The 21,492-nt window shown below is 60.4% G+C and carries 22 protein-coding genes; 12 read left to right on the top strand and 10 right to left on the bottom strand.

From position 1 onward, the window contains the following. Both BW33_RS05685 and BW33_RS05680 read left to right on the top strand, forming a co-directional pair. Complete coding sequence (locus BW33_RS05685; RefSeq protein WP_047597647.1) at positions 1-663, top strand: response regulator; 663 nt, start codon at positions 1-3, stop codon at positions 661-663. Then, positions 660-2,054, top strand: a complete 1,395-nt coding sequence (locus tag BW33_RS05680) for a sensor histidine kinase (protein ID WP_047597645.1) — start codon at positions 660-662, stop codon at positions 2,052-2,054. The genes BW33_RS05685 and BW33_RS05680 overlap by 4 nt, the downstream gene beginning before the upstream one ends. Here BW33_RS05680 and BW33_RS05675 read toward each other — a convergent pair. The 6 genes from BW33_RS05675 to BW33_RS05650 all read right to left on the bottom strand — a co-directional run bounded on the left by BW33_RS05675 (position 2,025) and on the right by BW33_RS05650 (position 6,208). Next, a complete protein-coding gene (locus BW33_RS05675; RefSeq protein WP_047597642.1) occupies positions 2,025-2,603 on the bottom strand; it encodes a LysE family translocator in 579 nt (192 codons plus the stop codon). The two genes, BW33_RS05680 and BW33_RS05675, sit on opposite strands and share 30 nt — an antisense overlap. Before the next feature lie 68 nt (positions 2,604-2,671). Beyond that, complete coding sequence (locus BW33_RS05670; RefSeq protein ID WP_047597641.1) at positions 2,672-3,511, bottom strand: helix-turn-helix domain-containing protein; 840 nt, start codon at positions 3,509-3,511, stop codon at positions 2,672-2,674. Positions 3,512-3,583: 72 nt separating this feature from the next. After that, positions 3,584-4,282, bottom strand: a complete 699-nt coding sequence (gene arsH, locus BW33_RS05665; protein WP_047597639.1) for an arsenical resistance protein ArsH — start codon at positions 4,280-4,282, stop codon at positions 3,584-3,586. A 12-nt stretch (positions 4,283-4,294) separates the two neighbouring features. Continuing rightward, complete coding sequence (locus BW33_RS05660; RefSeq protein WP_047597636.1) at positions 4,295-4,765, bottom strand: arsenate reductase ArsC; 471 nt, start codon at positions 4,763-4,765, stop codon at positions 4,295-4,297. Between the two features lie 25 nt (positions 4,766-4,790). Further along, entirely contained in the window at positions 4,791-5,138 is a 348-nt protein-coding gene (locus BW33_RS05655; RefSeq protein ID WP_047597635.1) for a metalloregulator ArsR/SmtB family transcription factor, read from the bottom strand. A 185-nt stretch (positions 5,139-5,323) separates the two neighbouring features. Further along, positions 5,324-6,208: a LysR family transcriptional regulator gene (locus BW33_RS05650; RefSeq protein WP_047597633.1), complete on the bottom strand. Its 885-nt coding sequence runs from the start codon at positions 6,206-6,208 to the stop codon at positions 5,324-5,326. 133 nt (positions 6,209-6,341) lie between these two features. Between BW33_RS05650 and BW33_RS05645 the strand changes: the two genes are divergently transcribed. Together BW33_RS05645 and BW33_RS05640 are read left to right on the top strand one after the other, a co-directional pair. Continuing rightward, the gene (locus BW33_RS05645) at positions 6,342-7,988 is read left to right on the top strand and encodes a GMC family oxidoreductase (RefSeq protein ID WP_047597631.1); all 1,647 of its coding nucleotides are present in this window, start codon (positions 6,342-6,344) and stop codon (positions 7,986-7,988) included. A 267-nt stretch (positions 7,989-8,255) separates the two neighbouring features. Then, positions 8,256-9,878 carry an MFS transporter gene (locus BW33_RS05640; RefSeq protein ID WP_047597629.1) on the top strand — a complete coding sequence of 541 codons (1,623 nt, stop codon included), beginning with the start codon at positions 8,256-8,258 and terminating at the stop codon, positions 9,876-9,878. A 90-nt stretch (positions 9,879-9,968) separates the two neighbouring features. On the opposite strand, the gene BW33_RS05635 is transcribed toward BW33_RS05640, so the two are convergent. Continuing rightward, positions 9,969-10,337 (bottom strand): DUF427 domain-containing protein, encoded by a 369-nt coding sequence (locus BW33_RS05635; RefSeq protein WP_047597627.1) that lies wholly within the window; start codon positions 10,335-10,337, stop codon positions 9,969-9,971. A 224-nt stretch (positions 10,338-10,561) separates the two neighbouring features. On the opposite strand from BW33_RS05635, the gene BW33_RS05630 reads away from it, so the two are divergent. Then, positions 10,562-11,587 (top strand): hypothetical protein, encoded by a 1,026-nt coding sequence (locus tag BW33_RS05630; RefSeq protein WP_047597625.1) that lies wholly within the window; start codon positions 10,562-10,564, stop codon positions 11,585-11,587. Continuing rightward, positions 11,580-11,918 carry a hypothetical protein gene (locus BW33_RS05625; protein ID WP_047597623.1) on the top strand — a complete coding sequence of 113 codons (339 nt, stop codon included), beginning with the start codon at positions 11,580-11,582 and terminating at the stop codon, positions 11,916-11,918. The genes BW33_RS05630 and BW33_RS05625 overlap by 8 nt, the downstream gene beginning before the upstream one ends. Before the next feature lie 111 nt (positions 11,919-12,029). On the opposite strand, the gene BW33_RS05620 is transcribed toward BW33_RS05625, so the two are convergent. Then, complete coding sequence (locus BW33_RS05620) at positions 12,030-13,436, bottom strand: serralysin family metalloprotease (protein WP_047597621.1); 1,407 nt, start codon at positions 13,434-13,436, stop codon at positions 12,030-12,032. A 277-nt stretch (positions 13,437-13,713) separates the two neighbouring features. Between BW33_RS05620 and BW33_RS05615 the strand changes: the two genes are divergently transcribed. The 3 genes from BW33_RS05615 to BW33_RS05605 all read left to right on the top strand — a co-directional run bounded on the left by BW33_RS05615 (position 13,714) and on the right by BW33_RS05605 (position 17,179). After that, the gene (locus BW33_RS05615) at positions 13,714-15,639 is read left to right on the top strand and encodes a DNA topoisomerase III (protein WP_047597620.1); all 1,926 of its coding nucleotides are present in this window, start codon (positions 13,714-13,716) and stop codon (positions 15,637-15,639) included. Positions 15,640-15,834: 195 nt separating this feature from the next. Continuing rightward, positions 15,835-16,338 (top strand): GNAT family N-acetyltransferase, encoded by a 504-nt coding sequence (locus tag BW33_RS05610; RefSeq protein ID WP_047597618.1) that lies wholly within the window; start codon positions 15,835-15,837, stop codon positions 16,336-16,338. 511 nt (positions 16,339-16,849) lie between these two features. Further along, complete coding sequence (locus BW33_RS05605) at positions 16,850-17,179, top strand: hypothetical protein (protein ID WP_007966852.1); 330 nt, start codon at positions 16,850-16,852, stop codon at positions 17,177-17,179. Positions 17,180-17,362: 183 nt separating this feature from the next. On the opposite strand, the gene cynR is transcribed toward BW33_RS05605, so the two are convergent. Further along, the gene (cynR, locus tag BW33_RS05600) at positions 17,363-18,247 is read right to left on the bottom strand and encodes a transcriptional regulator CynR (protein WP_047597617.1); all 885 of its coding nucleotides are present in this window, start codon (positions 18,245-18,247) and stop codon (positions 17,363-17,365) included. 120 nt (positions 18,248-18,367) lie between these two features. Between cynR and cynS the strand changes: the two genes are divergently transcribed. From cynS to BW33_RS05585, 3 genes are all read left to right on the top strand, one after another. Further along, a complete protein-coding gene (cynS, locus tag BW33_RS05595; RefSeq protein ID WP_047597616.1) occupies positions 18,368-18,835 on the top strand; it encodes a cyanase in 468 nt (155 codons plus the stop codon). A gap of 82 nt (positions 18,836-18,917) precedes the next feature. After that, positions 18,918-19,154: a DUF2790 domain-containing protein gene (locus BW33_RS05590; protein ID WP_047597614.1), complete on the top strand. Its 237-nt coding sequence runs from the start codon at positions 18,918-18,920 to the stop codon at positions 19,152-19,154. 12 nt (positions 19,155-19,166) lie between these two features. Then, positions 19,167-19,817, top strand: coding sequence for a carbonic anhydrase (locus tag BW33_RS05585; RefSeq protein ID WP_047597613.1), 651 nt, complete (start codon positions 19,167-19,169; stop codon positions 19,815-19,817). A gap of 165 nt (positions 19,818-19,982) precedes the next feature. On the opposite strand, the gene BW33_RS05580 is transcribed toward BW33_RS05585, so the two are convergent. Further along, positions 19,983-21,485 carry an aldehyde dehydrogenase family protein gene (locus tag BW33_RS05580; protein WP_047597612.1) on the bottom strand — a complete coding sequence of 501 codons (1,503 nt, stop codon included), beginning with the start codon at positions 21,483-21,485 and terminating at the stop codon, positions 19,983-19,985. Positions 21,486-21,492 lie beyond the last annotated feature (7 nt).

Here is a 21,492-nt window from a genome sequence, read left to right as displayed (position 1 = left end):
GTGCGTTTATTACTGATTGAGGATGACGTAGCCCTCGGTGAAGGCATTCATCAGGCATTGGGTCGCGAGGGCTACACCGTCGATTGGTTGAAGGATGGCAGCAGCGCGTTGCATGCGCTGCTCAGTGAAACCTTTGACGTTGCCGTACTCGATCTGGGCCTGCCGCGCATGGACGGCCTCGAAGTGCTGCGTCGTCTGCGCGACAGCGGTTCGAACCTGCCGGTGCTGATCCTCACCGCGCGCGATGCCACTGAAGACCGCATCGCCGGGCTGGACGCCGGTGCCGACGACTATCTGGTCAAACCGTTCGATCTCGCCGAACTCAAGGCACGCCTGCGCGCCTTGTTGCGTCGCAGTGCCGGGCGCGCCCAGGCGCTGATCGAACACGCCGGGATCAGCCTCAACCCCGGCACCCAGCAGGTCAGCTATCAGGGTCAACCCGTGGCGCTGACGCCAAAGGAATATCAGTTGTTGCACGAATTGCTCTCGCCACCGGGCCGGGTGATGACCCGCGACCAATTGATCCAGTTGCTTTACGGCTGGAACGAAGAAGCCGAGAGCAACACCCTGGAAGTACACATCCATCACCTGCGCAAAAAATTCTCCACCGACCTGATCCGCACCATTCGCGGTGTGGGTTATCTGGTGGAGGAGCGTGGATGACCTCGATTCGTCGCCGTACGCTGACGCTGATCATCGGGCTGTTGCTCGCTGGTCTTGCGGTGCTCAGCTTGTTCAACCTGCACGACAGCAACCACGAAATCGCCGAAGTCTACGACGCGCAACTGGCGCAGAACGCGCGCCTGTTGCAAGGCGTGATGCGCATGCCGATGGCGAGCAAGGATCACTCGCAGTTGTATCAGGCGTTCAATCAGGCGCTCAGCGAAGCCAAGCCACGCGTCGACGGCCATCCTTACGAAAGCAAGATTGCCTTCCAGGTGTGGAACCCGAAAAACGAGGTACTGGTGCACACCGCCAGTGCCCCGTCGTTCACCGCCCCGCCGACGAAGCCGGGCTTCAGCGATGTGGTCGACTTGAACAACCGTCACTGGCGCGCCTTCATGCTCGAAGACCCGCAGAACAGTCTGCGCATCTGGGTCGGCGAACGCGATGATGTGCGCGCCGATCTGGTTGATCGCATCGTGCGCCACACGCTGTGGCCGAACGTGCTCGGCAGCCTGATACTCGCGGCGATGGTCTGGCTGGCGATCGGCTGGGGGCTCAGGCCGCTGGCGAACATGGCAGAAACTCTGCGCGCCCGACACAGCGGCTCGCTGGAGCCGCTGCAACTGACGCCGTTGCCGAGCGAACTGGAACCGATGCAGGCGGCGCTCAACCGCATGCTGGCGCAGATTCAGGAGGTGCTTGGCCGCGAACGGCGCTTTATCGCCGACGCCGCCCACGAGATGCGCACGCCATTGGCGGTGCTGCGGGTGCATGCGCAAAACCTGCTGGAGGCCGGTACCGAACAGGAGCGCCGCGAGTCGTTGCAGTTTCTGATTTCCGGCGTCGACCGCACCAGCCGTCTGGTCAACCAGTTGCTGACCATGGCCCGCCTCGAACCCAAATCCAACCCGCCGCCGTTGCAGCGCATCGACCTCAGCGAAACCGTGCGCAACAGCCTCGTGCAACTGACGCCGTGGCTGTTGAGCAAACACCTGGAACTGGCCTTCGAGGATGGCGAACAACCGTTCCACGTCATGGCCAGCACCGCTGCGATCGACATTGCCTTGAGCAACCTGATCACCAACGCCGCCAACTTCTCGCCGGAGCACGGCGTGATCACGGTCAAACTGAGCCAGGCCGAGGGCTGGTGCCTGCTGAGCGTCGAGGATCAGGGCCCGGGGATTGACGAAGCGGATCGGGCGCGCCTGTTCGAACGTTTTTACAGCCGCGGCAATACGCAAGGTGCGGGCCTCGGGCTGACCATCGTCAACACCATCGCGTTGCGTCTGGGCGGACGGATTACCTTGGTCAATCGGCCCGAGGGTGGCTTGCGCGCCACCTTGTCGATGCCTCTTAGCTCAGTTGTGCAGCAAAGCAGCGGCGGATGAGACCACCAACAGCACCGCCAGAATCCGGTTCAGCCACTGCAACTGCGCCGGATTGTTCAACCAGCGTGCAGCACCGCGACCGAGCAGCGCCCACAGCGCCAGACACGGCAACGACACCAGAAAGAACGCCAGGCACAACGCGTTCAAGCCCTGCCCTTGCGCGGTAAACACGCTGATCACGGCGATCGCCATCATCCACGACTTGGGATTGACCCACTGCAACAGCGCGGCGCCGAGCAGGCCCAATTCGGGTTTTTCCTCGCCGACGGCGGGATCGATGGCAGTGGCCGGCGCCGTGAAGATCTGCCACGCCAGCCACAGCATCCAGCCCATCCCCAGCGCACTGATCACCGGGCGCACGCCGGGCAACATCAGCGTACTGGCGCCCGCACCGGCCACCCACACCAACGAAGCGGCGCCCGCCCCCGCACCGAGGATGATCGGCAGGCACGGCCGCCAACCGCGTCGGGCGCTGGTGCTGAGGACGATCAGGTTGGTCGGCCCCGGGGTGATCGAGGCAACGAAGGCAAAGAGGATGAACGCAAGCATGGCACGGCCCTGTAGAAAGTCAGGACCTACTGTGATGGCTGAGCAGCGTGGTGGTCTTGAACGTTTGTTCAGCGTTCAAACGTGCCAATGGCGCGTTGCTGATAGGCGCCCGGGGTGATGCCGTAGGCACGCACGAACCAGCGCCCCAGATGGCTCTGGTCGGCGAAGCCGAGGCGGCTGGCGACATCCACTGGCTGCATGCCGGCGGCGAGCATCTGCCGGCCACGACTGAGGCGCAGCTGGATCAGCCACGCGTGCGGCGCCAGGCCGTAGGCTGCCTTGAACGCGCGAGTCAGGCGAAAGCGGTCGGTGCCGCAGACGTCGGCCAGGGTTTGCAGGCTGATGTCTTGCTCGTGGTAGGCCACCAGGTAATCGCGCGCCTGACGGGCGATCAGTGGCGCGCGGGACATGGCGGTCGGTTGCGGTCGGTGGTACAGATGAATCGCCAGTCGTTCGAGCAACGCATCCAGCGCCACATCGCGCACCATGCGCACGTCCTGCTTATGCAGCGCATTGAAGGCAAACAAGGTGGCGCGGGCCAGTTCGGGATCATCATTAAGCACACTGCCGATCCCCGGCAAGCCGCTGCCGTAACTGCCCAGATGCAAACCGTCCAGCGCCTGCTCCAGCCATGAGGGCTGCAGATAGAGCATGCGATAGGTGAAGCCGTCCGGGCTCGGTGCATCGCCGTCATGAATGTCGCCGGGCTCAAGCATGAAGACCTTGCCCGGCGTGCTGTCATGCCGCGCGCGACGGCTGTTGAAACGCTGCACACCTTGCTCGGTGAAGCCGATCAGGTAGGTTTCGTGCCAATGCGGATCGTAGGCGTGCGCATGCCCGGCGAAATGCGCGTGCAGGGTTTCGATGCCGGTTTCCCGGTCGCGGGCAAGGTCGATCCAGTTGCTCATGGCGTGCGTACAGTGGTGGGCTGGGGCCAGTAATCCACAATTGGCGCGTTGAGGCTAGAACGTTTGTGCATTTCAGATCGAGCGCTGATTGACCCGCGCCATCAACTGCTCGGCGCTTTCCTTGCGTTCGGAATAGCGATCCACCAGAAAGTCCTGACGGTCGCGCAGCAGCACGGTGAACTTCACCAGCTCTTCCATCACATCGACCACGCGATCATAAAACGGCGAAGGTTTCATCCGCCCCGCCTCGTCAAACTCCGTGAACGCCTTGGGCACCGAGGACTGATTGGGGATGGTGAACATGCGCATCCAGCGCCCCAGCACGCGCAGTTGATTGACCACGTTGAACGACTGCGAACCGCCGCAGACCTGCATCACCGCGAGGGTTTTGCCCTGGGTCGGACGCACCGCGCCGAGCTCCAGCGGAATCCAGTCGATCTGCGCCTTGAACACCGCCGACATCGCGCCGTGGCGTTCCGGCGAACACCAGACCTGACCTTCCGACCACAACACCAGCTCGCGCAGTTCCTGGACTTTGGGATGGTCGACCGGGACGTCATCCGGCAACGGCAAACCGGACGGATTGAAGATGCGCGTTTCGGCGCCGAAGTGCTCCAGCAAGCGCGCGGCCTCCTCCACCAGCAGACGGCTGAAGGAGCGTTCGCGGGTCGAGCCGTAGAGCAGCAGGATGCGTGGTTTGTGTTCGTGCGAAGGTGATGTGATCCGGCCTTCGAACAGGGTCTGATCAAGATTGGGCAGGTGCTCTGACATACGTCCTCCGGCTCAGAGGGAGCCGATGCGATCCAGTTCGCGCTGAAGCTCAACGCGGCTGAGTGATTTGAAAGGAAGACCGAGGAAAGTTGCGCAGCGGCGCTCGATGATCGCCAGCGTGGCACGGAACGCGGCATCCACTGCGGCCTCGTCACCCGTCACATCGGAGGGATCTTCCAGCCCCCAATGGCATTTGATCGCCGGGCCGAAGTACACCGGACAGGTCTCGCCCGCTGCCTTGTCGCAGACAGTGATGACGATGTCCGGCGGGTTGCCTTCAAAGGCGTCGTTGCCTTTGCTGTACAAACCGTCGATAGCGATACCGGCCTGTTGCAGCGTCGTCAGGCTGCGTGGCAACACCTGGCCCTTGGGGAAACTGCCGGCGCTCACCGCCTCGAAACCCTCGCGCGCCAGATGATTGAACATGGCTTCGGAAAGGATGCTGCGGCAACTGTTGGCCGTGCACATGAACAGGACACGCATGGATAGCTCCGGGGATAGTTGAAGTTCAGCAGCACGCGGTTTCGCGGGCAGGACGGCCATCCATGTTGTGCAGGCGACAGGCATTGTCCTTGAGCCAAGCGGCGTTGGCCGTGGCCGTGACCTTGAGGATCTGCCGAACCCAATCCGGCAGATCCGGGTTGAGCCGGTAATACACCCACTGGCCCTGACGGCGATCGAGCAACAACCCATTGCTGCGCAATTGCGCGAGGTGGCGGCTGATTTTCGGCTGACTGTCGTCGAGGGCGCACATCAGCTCGCAGACACACAGCTCACCCTGCTCGGCAATCAGCAAGGTGGCGCGGACGCGGGTTTCATCGGCCAGGCTTTTGAACAGTTCGGTGGGGGTGAGCATGGGGTGCGGGCTCAAACATATGGAAAACCGAATATACGGATATCCATATATTATTCAACCCCGGATTCGGTTCCTTGCAGGAGTGAGCCTGCTCGCGATAGCGATATGCCTGTGAAGTAGAAGTCGCCTGATACACCGCTATCGCGAGCAGGCTCAGTCCTACAAGGGATTTTTGCGGGGCAGAACTATCCGCGCAACAACCCTTGCTCCGCCTCGCAAAGGCCGACGACATAATCCCAGACCACCCGCAGTCGCACCGACTTGTGCAGCTCGCGTCGGGTGCTGATCCAGTAACTGCGCTCGATGCTTTCATCCGGCAACAACGGCACCAGATCCGGATCCGACGCGGCCATGTAGCAAGGCAACACGGCAATGCCCAATCCCGAGCGCGCCGCTTCCTGCTGGGCGATGACGCTGGTGCTATGGAACACCACGCGCGGGCTGCGGCAGAAGCTGTTGAGGAACATCAGTTCCTGACTGAACAGCAGATCATCGACATAACCGATCCACGCATGCCGCCCGAGGTCTTCGCGACTGCGCAACGGCGGTGCGTTGTCGAGGTAGCGTTGGCTGGCATAGAGCGCCAACCGATAGTCGGTGAGCTTGCGCGTGACCAGCATGTCGGCCGCCGGGCGCTCCAGATGAATGCTGATTTCCGCCTCGCGGTTGAGGATGCTGACGAAACGGGGCACGGCGACCAGTTCCACTTCCAGCCCCGGATAGCGTTCGAACAGGCCGATCATCCGACTGGCGAGAAACTTGATGCCCAGCCCTTCGGTGACGCCCACGCGGATCTTGCCCAGCGGTGCGGTGGATTGGGTGATTTCTTCCTGGGCCAGCAGCGCGACATTTTCCATGGCTTCGGCGTGCTTGAGCAGCGCCTCCCCTGCCGGGGTCATTTCGTAGCCCTGGGCGTGCTGGACGAACAGCGCGGTGCCGAGGCTCTTTTCGATGGCCTCGATGTGCCGGGCGACCGTGGCGTGAGTGGTATTGAGACGCCGGGCAGCGGTGAGCAGGCGGCCGCTGCGTTGCAACTCCAGAAAGAACCGCAGGTCATTCCAGTCGAACATGGGGTGTCCTTGTCAGCTATCGTCAGTCCAGGCTGTTTGAAAACGCACAGCGGCTGCGCAAAAACTAACATTCTTTTAACGAAAGCTAACAACTAGAGTGTCCGACAATAAAAACAAAAAGCGAGGTCAGGGAATGCAGACTTCCCTTGAAGAATACGACTACATCGTGGTCGGCGCCGGCCCTGCCGGGTGCCTGCTGGCCAATCGACTGTCGGCAGACAAGCAGCAGCGGGTGTTGCTGCTCGAAGCGGGCGGGCGCGACAACTACGCATGGATTCACATCCCCGTGGGTTACCTGTTCTGCATCGGCAACCCGCGCACCGACTGGTGCTTCAAGACCGAAGCGCAACCCGGTCTGCAAGGCCGCAGCCTGAGCTACCCACGCGGCAAAGTGCTCGGTGGCTGCTCCTCGATCAACGGCATGATCTACATGCGCGGTCAGGCCGGCGACTACGACGGCTGGGCAGCCGAGGGCAATCCGGGTTGGGCCTGGAACGACGTGCTGCCGCTGTTCAAACAAAGCGAAAACCACTTTGCCGGCGCCGCTGAATTTCACGGTGCCAAGGGTGAATGGCGGGTCGAGCAACAGCGGCTGTCATGGCCGATTCTCGACGCGTTTCGCAGCGCTGCCGAGCAGAGCGGCATCGCCAGCATCGACGACTTCAATCAGGGTGACAACGAGGGTTGCGGCTACTTTCAGGTCAACCAGAAGGCCGGGGTGCGCTGGAACGCGGCCAAGGCGTTTCTCAAGCCGATTCGCCAGCGGGCCAATCTGACGGTGCTGACCGGAGTTGAAGTGGATCGGGTACTGCTGGAAAACGGTCGTGCTTCAAAAGTCAGCGCGCGTCACGAAGGCCAGGTGAAAAGCTTCAAGGCGCGCAAGGAAATCATCCTCTGCGCCGGCGCCGTGGGTTCGCCGAGCATTCTGCAGCGCTCCGGGATCGGCCCGCGCCCGTTGCTGGAACGTCTTGGCATCGGGGTGATTCATGAGCTGCCGGGGGTCGGCGGCAACCTGCAGGATCACCTGCAACTGCGCCTGATCTACAAACTGCAGAACGCCCGCACCCTGAATCAGATCGCCGGCAGCGTGTGGGGCAAGATGGGCATGGGTCTGCGTTATCTGTATGACCGCAGTGGGCCGTTGTCGATGGCGCCGAGTCAACTCGGGGCGTTTGCCAGATCCGGGCCGGAACAGACGTCGGCGAACCTCGAATACCACGTGCAGCCGCTGTCGCTGGAGCGTTTTGGCGAGCCGCTGCACAGCTTTCCGGCGTTCACCGCGTCGATCTGTGATCTGCGTCCGCAGAGCCGTGGACGCATCGACATCCGTTCGGCAGACCCGCAGGAAGCGCCGCTGATTCAACCGAATTACCTCAGCCATCCTGAAGACCTGCGCGTGGCCGCCGACGCGATCCGCCTGACCCGGCGCATCGTCAGCGCCCCGGCGCTGCAAGCGTTCAACCCGGTGGAATATTTGCCCGGCGACAGCCTGCAAAGCGAGGAACAACTGCATGAGGCAGCGGCGCGCATCGGCACGACGATTTTTCACCCGGTCGGCACCTGTCGCATGGGCAATGACGCTGAAGCGGTGGTCGATGCGCAACTGCGCGTGCATGGCGTGCCCGGCCTGCGCATCGCCGACGCCTCGATCATGCCGCGCATCACCTCGGGCAACACCTGTTCGCCTACGCTGATGATTGCCGAGAAGGCGGCACAGATGATCCTCAACCCACCGATCAGGACCTGCACACCAACCCCTGAACTGGCCCAAACCCTGTAGGAGCTGCCGCAGGCTGCAATCTTTTGCCCTTGGCTTTTTCAGATCAGGCACAAGATCAAAAGATCGCAGCCTGCGGCAGCTCCTACACGATGGCTCTCTGCGGGAGCGAGCCTGCTAGCGATGACGGACTGACCTCTTTTATCTCTTTGGCTGATACACCGCCATCGCGAGCAGGCTCACTCCTACAGGAACTGCGTCAATTCAAGACTTACCCGGACACGCAACACCAGTGGAACAACAAAAACAATCACTGTGAGGGATACCGATATGTCAGAACACGCTCAGCCGCTGGACGCCGCGAGCGGCGCCAGCACCAGCAATGCCACGCAGAAAGTCATCTTCGCCTCGTCCCTGGGGACGGTGTTCGAGTGGTATGACTTCTTTCTCTACGGCGCCCTCGCGGCGGTGATCAGCAAGCAGTTTTTCGCCGGGGTCAACGACACCACGGCGTTCATCTTCGCGCTGATGGCCTTCGCCGCCGGGTTTATCGTGCGGCCGTTCGGGGCGCTGGTGTTCGGTCGTTTAGGGGACATGATCGGACGCAAATACACCTTCCTCGCGACCATCATCCTGATGGGTATCGCCACGTTCTGCGTCGGCCTGCTGCCAACCTACGCCAGCATCGGCATCGCTGCGCCGATCATTCTGGTGGTCCTGCGCATGCTTCAGGGCCTGGCGCTGGGCGGTGAATACGGCGGCGCTGCGACCTATGTGGCGGAACACGCGCCGATCGGCAAACGCGGTTTCCACACCAGCTGGATTCAATCCACCGCGACCCTCGGCCTGCTGCTGTCGCTGCTGGTGGTGCTCGGTTGCCGCTACTTCACTGGCGATCAGTTTGAAGTCTGGGGCTGGCGCATTCCGTTTCTGCTGTCGATCGTGCTGCTGGGCATTTCCACCTGGATCCGCCTGAGCCTGCACGAGTCGCCGGCGTACCTGAAAATGAAAGAGGAAGGCAAAGCCTCGAAAGCGCCGATCCGCGAATCCTTCGGCAAATGGGAGAACCTCAAGGTTGTGCTCATCGCGCTGTTCAGCATCAACGCCGGGCAAGCGGTGACCTTCTACGCCGCGCAGTTCTACGTGCTGTTCTTCCTCACCCAGTTCCTGAAAATGGACCCGGCGGTGGCCAACAGTCTGCTGATCATCAGCGTGGTAATCGGCGCGCCGTTCTTCATCATTTTCGGCTGGCTGTCGGACAAGGTCGGGCGCAAACCGGTGCTGATGCTCGGCCTGCTGCTGGCGACGGCGCTGTACTTCCCGATCTTCAAATCCCTGGCACATTACGCCAACCCGGCAATCGATCTGGCCAGCCGTCAGGCGCCGATCACCGTATTGGCCGATCCGGCCACCTGCACCTTCCAGTTCGACCCGGTGGGCAAGGCCAAATTCGACAGCCCATGCGACAAGGTCAAGACCTTCCTGGTCAAGCAAGGCCTGCCCTACTCCAGCGTCGCCGCCCCGGCCGGCAGTGGCGTGCAGGTGAGCATCGGCGACGTGAAGATCGACGGTTACGATGAGTCCGCACTGCGCGGCGCGGTGACCCTCGCCGGCTACCCGCAACAGGCCGACCTGCAGCAGATCAACAAACCGATGATCGTGGCGCTGATCGTCGCGCTGATCATCATCTCGGCCATGTGCTACGGCCCGCTGGCGGCGCTGATGGTCGAACTGTTTCCGACCCGCATCCGCTACACCTCGATGTCCCTGCCGTATCACATCGGCAATGGCTGGTTCGGCGGTTTCCTGCCAACGGTGTCGTTCGCGCTGGTGGTGTACACCGGGGATATTTTCTATGGGCTGTGGTACCCGGTGCTGATTACCGGGGTGAGCCTGGTGGTGGGGATGATCTGTTTGCGGGAGACGAAGAATATCGATCTGGACAAGAACTGAATCTGAACCTGCACACATGATCCTTTGGTGAAAAAACCTGTGGCGAGGGGATAAATCCCCTCGCCACAATCAAATCTCTTCACGCAGGAACTAAGCGTCAGCCTTGATCACCTCGAACTTCACCTGATCCGGATAAAACGCGACATAGTTCTTGATCGCATCAACCGAGATCTTCGGTTTCTCGTAAGTCCACACCGCATTCGCCCCCTCATGCCCCGGCACCTGCAGGCTGAAGTAATTGGCATCGCCCTTGTACGGGCAATAACTGGTGTGGTCGGTGCGGGCGAAATATTTTTCGTCGATGTCCTCGCGGGGCACGTAGTACACCGGCGGGTAATTGGCCTCATGGAGGACCAGCACATGCGAGGACGCCGCGACCTGGATGCCGTGGAATTTCACCAGCAGGCAACCGGAGAGTTCTTGAAGTTTAATGACCGGGTTCAGATCTGTGCTTTTCATCTTGACCTAATGCCTATTCGGGGAGCCGACGCACGCTTCGTGAAAACGATCCTTCAGGTATAACTCAAGTTTCGCCCTAAAGACGAATTCACAGCCCAATGGTACCGCCATGGTGTCACACGACATTAACCTGCTTGGTCAAACGGCGTTCCTGTAGTAGCTTTGCGCCACATATCCGAGTCGCCAAGCCGGCATGCCTCACACTACACAAGGAAGTTCGACTTTTGACTACTCGTCACGCCACCGCCGCGGACTATCTGGAATACATTCGGTTTGTTCACGAAGACCCGATTTCCGCCATCCAATCCGAACCGAACCAAGCTTTTCAGGCAATTTTCGATCAGAAGCTCGCGAACCTAGCCAAAGAGGGCGCCATTTTTGACCTGAAAGGGCAAACGCCACATGCCCGTATCGTGTCGGACTTATGGGAAGATCTGCGCAGCGGGTTGAGCGACTTTTTTGGAGACAGCCTGGAACTGGCCATCGGCGAACTGGACAACATGAGCGTCAATGCATTTTGCTCCAGAAGTGAAGAAGGTCATTTCGCAATTGTCATCAACAGCGGCCTGATGACATTGTTCAACAAGCTTTCAAAAATCTCCATCGCAGTCACTGATCCCGAGTCTATCGAATACTGCAGCCGGGAACTGGATACCCAAAACGCCCAAGCCATGCTTATTGGGTTTCAGAAAGAAGTTTGCCAACACTATCGTGAAACACGAAAGCCGCTCGGACCTCAAATTCTGCTCAAAGGTGACGCCGATAAACGTCACGGCATGCAACTACACATATGGGAAATGTTCGTTCTGTGCCACGAGGTCGGCCATGTCCTGTGCGGCCATTTGACGGACAAAGAGTTGATGATCAGCGACGTGATTACCGAAACGCCGCCCAATGCTGCCGATCACAGTGCTCGTGAAATGGAGGTCGAAGCCGATTGCATCGGTTTGCTATTACTCAAGGAGTATGTAGCCAAAGTAATGCCGAATGCCTTTCCACTCGGTGACGACCGTCTTTTATTGAGTCATTTGATAACGCTGTTCAATCACCTGTCTGAACTCGGTATCCGCGAGTCTGCAAGTCATCCGCCTTCATTAACCAGGCTGTGCAACATGGTTGAATTTGTTTACGGTGAAGCACTTGCTCAAACCCTTCAAGACTCCTATCGCGACAACAGTCTGATACGCAAAATATTTGGAACTCCACTCATCCCGGGCCGGACCTTAAAGGGACTCTTTTCTTATGCCTGAAAAAAACGAAGTACAAATTTTATTCGAAGAACACGCACCGGGTGTGAGCGCCGACTTTGTCCGACAACGCGGCTTGATAGACCCTCTGTCCTCACCCGTGGTGATCGCCGCTGAAGTCGCTGTCGCGGCATTCCCTTTTTTGTGGAAGGTATTCATGGCTTGGCTGGAGCGCCACACTAACGGCAAAGTCACCATCAAATACAAGGCAGATGAGAACGTCGAGATCACCGTCGAGCATACGAAACTGAGCCAAAAACAAGTTCAAGCAATCGTCGAGCAAGCGAAAGAGAAGGCCAAACCCGCGCTTATAAAGCTCGACTTTCACCAATAAAGCTGATGGCGGCGAGCAAGTCTGCGGATCCCGTGCCTGACGGAGCGTAAGTCAGGCATCGCTGCGGCAAAAAAACCGCAGCGGATGATCGCTGCGGTTTTTTGTTTCAGATCAAGCAACAATATCAGTCGCCAGCGCCTGCCCCACCACACCTACGGCAAAGTCCACCTCACCCTGCCCTGTCAGATCAATCAGCAGCCCGGTCTGACCACTCTGCGCGTAATAGGTCAGGATTGCATCGCCCGCATGGCCGGTGAAACTGCTGACGAAGTTCAGCGTGGCCGCACCCGTGGCGAAACCGGCGATGCCCGAGAGGTCGATCTTGTCCACGCCGCTTTTGAAATCCATGATCCAGTCCGGCTGGTTGTCGGTCGAGTCGCTGGCTGCGCCGAAGACGAAGGTGTCTGCGCCCTCACCGCCCCACAACGTATCACCGCCGCCGCCACCGTAGAGTATGTCGTTGCCGGCACCGCCATGCAGAACGTTGACTGCCGAGTTGCCGATCAACAGATCATTGCCTGAACCGCCAACCGCGTTCTCCACGGTTACGCCGTAGGCAATCGACACGTTACCGACCAGACCGCCGACGTCAGAGAACGAACCTTCATTGAGGTTGATCTTCTGGTTCTGGGTGAAACCGGAGAAGTTCAGGGTGTCATTGCCGCCACCGTCCCATACCGAGAACACCAGTTTCGACGCCGCCGACGTAGCGCTGTAGAAATCGCGGCCGGCGTTGGAGCCGAAACCGTAGGTGGTGTCATCGGCGCGGGTTGCATAGTTGGCGCCGTAGAGTTTCTGCACCGCCACGATATCGTCCAGCAACGGCGCCGAGGCGTAGGCGCCGCTGCCGTCCTTGCTGAAGTTCTGGTCGGTGTTGGCTTCGCTCCAGTAGCTCATCAGGCTGTAGCCACGGGTGTCTTCGGCGTACTTGGCGTCGTTGTAGGTCGGGCTGCCGTTGCCGGCGTTGTAGGCGCCCGGGTGCGACAGGCCGAGGGTGTGGCCGATTTCGTGGGTCAGGGTCTGACGCCCGTAGTTGTTGGTGTCCGGGGTCTTGTTGACCTGATATTGATTGTTGATCAGGTACCACGACTGACCGTCGTAGCTGCCACCGCTCGGCAGGTAGGCGAACGCCGCGCCGCCGGTGCTGACATCGTAGTTGCCGAAGGTCATGTGACCGTCGCCGCCCTTGCCTTCGGTGAACGTCACCTTGGCCACGTCGGCCCAGGATTGCATGGCCAGCACGGCTTGAGCCTTTTGCTGCGCGCTGAACTGGCTGAAGTTGCCGAGGTTCGGGTTGTAGTTCGCCGGTTTTTCGGTCAGGAAGGTGTAGGTCAGGGAGATCTTGCCGTCACCGTTCTTGTCGTGCCACGACAGGTTTTTGCGCAGGATTTCATCAGCCGCCTGGTCGGCGGTGAACGACGGCTTGCCGTTCACCAGGCCGACGCCACGGTCGTACAAGTGGCTGAAAGCGTTCACTTCGTCATAGGCGCTGCTGGATTTTGCTTTGGCTTGAGCCATGGTGGGACTTCCTTGTTTCAGAGTAGTCAGTGCGTTCGGACCTTGGCGATCTCTGGCGAAATCGTCCTGTCTCTCGCGTTTCTTGAAGGCCCGACGAACCTGACATGCCCGGCAAGCGCGGCACCATTCGATTTCTCGATAGTGGCGCGCGACGTCCCGGTAATACCGGTCATTCCCGGCAATGTTTTATCTGTATATCCATACAGATAAAAGTTGCCCCGGACGCCAACTGCGGCCATTCTGTGCACCTTCAGTGAACTGATCGACGACGGTGGTTATGCGGCTGTACCTCTGTGAAAAACCTTCCCAGGCCAAAGACATTGCGGCCGTGCTCGGCGCCAGGCGTCGGGGCGACGGCTGCTGGCTGGGAACGGACGTCACAGTGACCTGGTGCATCGGCCATCTGCTTGAAACCGCACCGCCGGATGCCTACGACGCGCGCTACAAGCGCTGGGTGCTGGCGGATCTGCCGATCATTCCCGACAAGTGGAAAATGACCGTCAAGCCGCGCACCGCCAGCCAGTACAAGGCGGTCAAGCGCCTGCTCGGCGAGGCCAGCGAGCTGATCATCGCCACCGACGCCGACCGTGAGGGCGAGATGATTGCCCGAGAACTGGTCGAGCACTGCCGCTATCGCGGGCCGATCCATAGGTTGTGGCTGTCGGCGCTGGATGAAGCGTCGATTCGCAAGGCTTTGGCCGCGCTGAAGCCAGGCGCGGAAACCTTCAGCCTGTACCACTCGGCTTTGGGGCGCTCGCGGGCCGACTGGCTGATCGGCATGAACATGAGCCGCCTGTTCACCTTGCTGGGCCGGCAGTCCGGCTATCAGGGCGTGCTGCCGGTTGGCCGGGTGCAGACGCCGACCTTGCGGCTGGTGGTGGATCGCGACCGCAGCATCGCCGACTTCGTGCCGGTGCCGTATTGGGCGATTGATGTGCAACTGCTGCACGCCGGCACGCCGTTCACCGCACAATGGCGTGCGCCCTCCGACGTTTGCGACGATCAGGAACGCTGCCTGAATCAGGCGCTGGCGCAACAAGCGGCGGCGGCGATCAGCAATGCCGCCAGTGCGCGGGTGGTGAAACTGCGCACCGAACGCATGCGTGAAGTGGCACCGCTGCCGTTCGATCTGGGCACCCTGCAGGAAGTCTGTTCGAAGAAACTCGGTCTCGGCGCCCAGGAAACCCTCGACATCGCCCAGGCCCTCTACGAAACCTACAAGGTCATCACCTACCCGCGCAGCGATTGCGGCTTCCTGCCGCTGAGCCAGCACAGCGAAGCGCCGGGGATACTTGCAGCGCTGCGTCAGGCCGACCCGAGCCTTGACGCGCTGAACGGTCACCTCGACCCGCAGCGCCGCTCACGGGCGTGGAACGACGCCAAGGTCAGCGCCCACCACGGCATCATCCCCACGGCGGCGGCGAAAAATCTCGAGCGTCTGAGCGGTAAACACCGGGCGGTCTATACCCTGATTCGCGCGCGCTATCTGGCGCAATTTCTGCCCAACCATGAATACGATCGCACCCAGGCCGACTTCGACTGCGCCGGTGAAGCGTTGCGCGCCGTCGGCAAGCAGATCATCGAGCCGGGCTGGAAGCGCGCCTTGCCCGAAGCCCTCGCCCCGGCCAAGGGTCGTGAAGCGCCAGCTCCGCAAACCCTGCCGGCGCTGAGCCAGGGTATCGATTGCGCCGTGGCCGGCGTGAACCTCAAGGATCTATGGACCCAGCCGCCGAAGCCCTACACCGAGGGCGATCTGATCAAGGCGATGAAGAACGTCGCCAGACTGGTGGAAGATCCGCTGCTCAAACAGAAACTCAAGGACACCACCGGCATCGGCACCGAAGCGACGCGCGCCTCGATCATTCAGGGTCTGCTGGATCGCGGCTATCTGGTGAAGAACGGCAAGGCGCTGGCCGCGACGCCGGCGGCCTTCAGCCTGATCGACGCCGTGCCCCGGGCGATTGCCGATCCCGGCACCACCGCCATCTGGGAACAGGCGCTGGACATGGTGCAGAGCGGCGAGATGAGTCTGGAAGAGTTCGTCACCAAACAGGCGGCGTGGATGAGCAAGCAGGTCACCCGTTGTTCCGCGCTGAGCCTGACCATCAGCGGCCCGCCACCGGCCGGCAAGGCTGCGGCACCGTGGAAACGCAAATCGACGCGCAGTAAAACCGCTGTCACGACCAAACGCGCAGCCAAATAGCACAAGCATTCCCTGTGGCGAGGGAGCTTGCTCCCGCTCGGCTGCGCAGCAGTCGCAAAACCTGCAACCCAAGTGTGTCTGATGCACTGTAATTGCATTGTTCAGGGTCGCTTCGCAACCCAGCGGGAGCAAGTTCTCTCGCCACAAATGTGTCGGGACCACACTATTGGTCATCACCGCAGGGAGTTCCCCCCAATGCCCACCATCGAACTGCACCCCGCCCACCGCGACGAACTGCAAACCATCGAAAACCTCATGCAGTTCTACATGTATGACTTCAGCCAATGGCTACCACTGAAGCTCGGCGAACACGGCTTCTTCAGCATTCAGCAGAAGGACGAATATTGGCGCAATCCAGCCACCCGAGCGTTCCTGATCCGCGTCGACGGTGAACTCGCCGGCTTCGTGACCGTGGATGACGAAACCCACATCGACGGCGCCGAACACAACATCGGCTACTTCTTTCTCACCCGGCGCTTTCGTGGCCAAGGCGTCGCGCAGTTTGTCGTCTCTGCCCTCTTGAGCCGTCTGCGCGGTCAATGGCAGATTTTCCACATCGACGCCAACCTGCCTGCGCAGCGCTTCTGGGCCAGGTTGATCCCCGAATTGACTGGCGGCGCATTCACTTGCCAGCAGCGCGCCGTGGACGGTTACCCCTGCACCTTCTACGTCCTGCGCGTCCCCACATCCGTTGCCTGAACGGAACTTTTCTCATTCCAAAACAGCTTTGTCCGACAATATGTAGTGAGCAAAAATAATCACTACAAAACCGTTGACGGCACCGTTTTGCTTTTGCATGATGAAGACGTTCCCCGATCGGGAACATCGGTAACACGCTTGAGCAAACTCGTCTGACCGCCGAGTTGTTTTTTCCGGATACACGCTGCCCACAAGGCAGATTGAAGAAGCTGACCTGGCCTGAACGTCCAGTACAAGGACGAGAAGCGCTGGCGAAAATTCTCAAGACGCTTGTGGCCGACCCTGAAAACGTCGTCAAGGAGCCTCCCGGTTTTCGCTGCTTCTCCTCGTTGTGACGCTATTGCGTAGCAGTTATTCAACACGACTACATGCAACAGATGCATGACCCCGTACTTCACACGGGCGACCGCTGACGTCCTGGTTTCGGTGCCAGGGATCAACTAACCGATGGGCTACCTGTATTAGCGAATCAACTTTGAAAGATCACCAGACTGGTCAAGGGGCAAACATCATGAATCTGAACAATCAACCTACTATCGAAGAACTGGCTCGTATGTTCGCTGCACAAAAAGACAGCCACGACAGCCATATTCTCTGGATCAGCAAGTCGGGTCAGGTGCATATCGACTGCCTGTCGCCCCACGCCGGTGAAGAAGAATTCGACCGCAGCAACCAGAACTTGCTGGCCCGCCTGAAGATGTACCGCCGCGGCCACGGTTATGTCGGCAAGAAAGCGGCGGCCGACAAGGACTTCATCGGCAATGTGCTGCAGACGCTGAAACAGGCGTGGGATTCGATGCAGAACAAGAATGAAGTTCGGGTGATTGACCGGTTCTACTGATTTACAACTTCAATAACAAGCAGGGCCTGTTTCCTACTGGAAACAGGCCCTTTTTATTGCTCCCTAAAGCTCCCCTGTAGGAGCTGCCGAAGGCTCGGGCCGCGATCGGACGATCTTTTGATCTTGATCTTAAAAAACAAGATCAAAAGATCGTCCGATCGCGGCCCGAGCCTTCGGTAGCTCCTACAGGGGGATATTGAGTTCCAGCACCAGATTCATGAACGCCAGCGCCGCTGCACTGTGATAATTATTCCGGCGCCGCAACAACGCCGCCCCACGCTGCGGCGCTTCGTTCTCGACGCTCAAGCGACGCAACGCCCGGTCTTCGCTGGCAATCGCTTCGGGCAACATCGTGACCATCGGCGAATGGCGCACCACTTCCAGCAGCGTACTCACCGAGTTCACCTCGATCCGCACCCGTGGCGTGATCCTGTGCTGACGGAAGTATTCATCGATCGATAACCGTGTGATGAAGTCCGGCGCCAGCAAGGCGAAATCCAGTTGTGCAAGATCGCTCGCCGTCAGCACCGCCCGACTCTCGTACAACGGATGCTCGCGCCCGATCATGATTCCCAGGGTTTCGGTAAACGCCGGAATGCACTCGATGTCCGGGTGGCGCACCGGGGTAAAGGCAATCGCGATGTCCAGCGAGTCATCCGCCAGCCCCGCCTCGATGTCGTCCATCGACAGTTCGAAAATCTGCAGATGAATACCCGGATAACGCGCCGCAAAGTCGCGCACCAATGGCCCGACCAGATAGGCCATGAACGTCGGGGTCATGGCCAGGCGCAGGCTGCCACGGGACAGATCCTTCACGTCATGCAACGCCCGCTTGCCCGCCTCCAGTTCAACCAGTACGCGCCGTGCGCATTCGATGTAGGCCTCGCCGGCATCGGTAGGTTTAACGGTGCGCGAGGTGCGGTCGAACAGGTTCACCCCAAGGGATTCTTCCAATTGGCGGATCTGTTGCGACAGGGTCGGCTGTGACACGTGCAACGCCTCCGCCGCCCGGGTGAAACCGCCGTGATCGGCCACGGCCAGCAAATATCGCAAATGTCGCAGCAACATGGGGTTCACCATCTATAGGCAGGGCTTATGCGAAGCATTGTATATCGGTCTTGGACGCTATGGATCAATCGGCAGAAGATTGCTCCCACACAGCAAGCCAACCTTGAAAGGAGTGACACCATGCAACAGTCCCACGCCTACAACGATGCCAGCCTGGCCCTGACCACCCGCATTCTCGACATCAAGGCCCGCAAGAATTTGTCATGGCAGGATCTCGCCGATGGCACCGGCCTGAGCCTGGCCTACGTCACCGCTGCCCTGCTCGGCCAGCACCCGTTGCCGCAAAACGCCGCGCAAGTGGTTGGCGACAAACTCGAGCTGGACGCCGACGCCGTTGCCGCCCTGCAGATCATCCCGCTGCGTGGCAGCCTCAGCGGCGTGCCGACCGACCCGACCATCTACCGCTTCCACGAGATGATCCAGATTTACGGCACCACCCTCAAAGCCCTGGTGCACGAGCAGTTCGGCGACGGCATCATCAGCGCCATCAACTTCAAGCTCGACATCAAGAAAGTCGAAGACCCGGAAGGCGGCTCCCGCGCCGTGGTCACCCTCGACGGCAAGTTCCTGCCGCTGCGTCCGTTCTGATCCGACCGGCCCGCACCTGGGGTGTGGGCCCATCCAACCCCGAATTGCCAAGTCGTCACCACATCTGCCTGGAGGCTGCCCCATGCACAAAATTCTGTTGACCCTGGCCCTGCTCGCCGGCCTTGCCGCCCAGGTCCAGGCTGATGAAGAGGCCATTGCCTACCGCTACGGCATGACTCTGGATATTGCTGAAATCGTGAGCATCACCCCGGTTGCCGACGTCTGCGGCGTTGTACCGGTCGAGATGACCTACCTCGACAGCCACGGCGCAAAACACATTCTTCAATACAGCGAATTCGGCACCGGTTGTTCGAACTGAGAGGAAAACACCATGAAAAACCTGATCGAAGGCTTCCTGAAGTTCCAGAATGAGGCGTTTCCGCAACGCACCGAGCTGTTCAAACACTTGGCGACCACTCAAACCCCGGGCACTTTGTTCATCACCTGTTCCGACAGCCGTGTGGTGCCGGAACTGCTGACCCAGCAAGAACCCGGCGAGCTGTTCGTGATTCGCAACGCAGGCAATATCGTGCCGTCCTACAGCCCGCATCCGGGCGGGGTTTCGGCGACGGTGGAATACGCGGTGGCGGTGCTTGGGGTGACGGACATCGTGATCTGCGGCCATTCGGATTGCGGCGCGATGACCGCGATTGCCCAGTGCAAATGCATGGATCACCTGCCCGCCGTCAGCGGTTGGCTGCAACATGCCGAGTCGGCAAAAGTGGTAAACGAAGCACGCCCGCATGCCAATGACGCGGCGAAATTGAGTTCGATGGTGCGGGAAAATGTGATCGCGCAACTGGCGAACATTCAGACCCACCCGAGCGTACGCCTGGCCCAGGAGAAAGGCCTGCTGAACCTGCATGGCTGGGTGTATGACATCGAGACCGGCTCGATCGATGCGCTGGCGGCGGACCGCCGTACGTTTGTACCGCTGGCTGAGCAGCCAGCGACTTGTGCCATAGCCGCTAAAGCAGCCTGAAACCAGCCTGGTGTAGGAGCTGCCGAAGGCTGCGATCTTTTGATTTTGCTTTTAACAAACAAGATCAAAAGATCGCAGCCTTCGGCAGCTCCTACAAGGACAGGGTCAAGTTCAGGATCAGCGTCAGCGTCAGCGTCAGCGTCAGCGTCAGCGTCAGCGTCAGCGTCAGCGTTTTACGGTGAGGTCGATCTGGGTCATGCGGCTACGCACCGTAAACACCCCATCCCCCGAAAGAATCGCACTGCGCGCAAACAAGCGCCCGCTCTCCCAGTTCGAAAGACCCAGTTCGGGCTTGTTCAGCGCGTACTGCCCATCGACCCAACGGGTAATCCCGTTGCCCACAAACGGCGCGTTCACCGCGTTGTAAAAACGCTCTTGCGCAGCAGCATCCACGCTGATCAGCGACACCGTGAACTGCGGGCTGTAGCGGTTGAACAGCGCGATCGCCCGATCCAGATCGTCGACGATCATCAGGCTGACTTCCGGGGTTTCTTCCCATTCCCACTCGCGGCCCAGTTCGGATTCCGCCAGCGTTTCGGCCAGGGCTTCGGTCTGATAACCCTCGGCGCGATAGACCTCGACCGTCGCGTTCTGCCACTCGGCCGGCAGGTAACTTTCGCTGCCTGCGACGATGTGCAATTTGCAGCCCTGACCGCGTGCGGTACCGGCCTGCTGCAGCGCATCGAGGAACAGCGGAACCAGTTCGGCTGCACGCTCGCGTTGAATCAGGCAAACGTTCAGGGTGTTGCAGACTTTGCGATCCAGTGAGTTGCGCACCACGGCGGCGAAGCGCGTGGCATCAGCATCACGGTCAGCAATCAGCCACGCGCCACCGGTGCCGTGCAGGCTGACCGCCGTGCCTGCCTGCTGGGCGATGCTGCCCAACTGACTGACCGCGCGACCCGAACCCCGGGCCACCGCCAGCGACAGACGCCGGTCGGCGAACATCGCCCACCCCGCGGCGTGATTGACGCTTTCCCCCAGCGACACCGCACCCGCCGGCAAACCGGCATCGGCCAGCGCCGGGTTCAGGGCGTGAGTGACGATTGCTTGCGCGGTACCCAACGCATCGCTGCCGATGCGCAGCACCGCGGTGTTGCCGGTGCGCAGTACGCCGGCGGCATCGGCGAACACGTTCGGCCGTCCTTCAAACACGAACGCCACGATGCCCAGCGGCGACACCACTTGCTCGACCTTCCAGCCGTCGTGTTCGACGCTGCTGATGACCTTGCCGCGCGTGGCCGACGCATCCCGCCAGGCGCGCAGACCGGCGATCATGTCGCGGCGCATGCGTTCGTCGGCGAGCAGTCGGGTTGTGGAACGACCACGGGCCTTGGCGCGTTCGATGTCGGCCAGGTTCGCTGCTTCGATCAGGGTCCAGCACTCCGGGTTTTCCAGGCGTTGCGCGAACAGATCGAAGAAACGGCTGATGGCTTCGTCGGAGACTGTCGACAGCGCAGCGAATGCCGCTTGCGCACGCTCGATCGCCACCGCAGCCGCTTGTTGATCGACCACCGGAATCAGCAACAGCTCGCCACTCACCTGCTCGACCAGCAGGTGATCACCGGGCTGAAACCGCGCCGCCAGTTCGGGGCTGACCACGGTCACGCGGTTACCAGCGAAAGGGATCGGCGTGCCAGCGACTAGACGTTCGAGCGCAAGAGACATGAAGCGG

This window comes from Pseudomonas sp. RIT288, from assembly GCF_000631985.1.
Classification (GTDB): Bacteria; Pseudomonadota; Gammaproteobacteria; order Pseudomonadales; family Pseudomonadaceae; genus Aquipseudomonas.
Note: the sequence above shows the minus strand (reverse complement) of the source record. Positions and strands in the feature narration are given on the sequence as shown.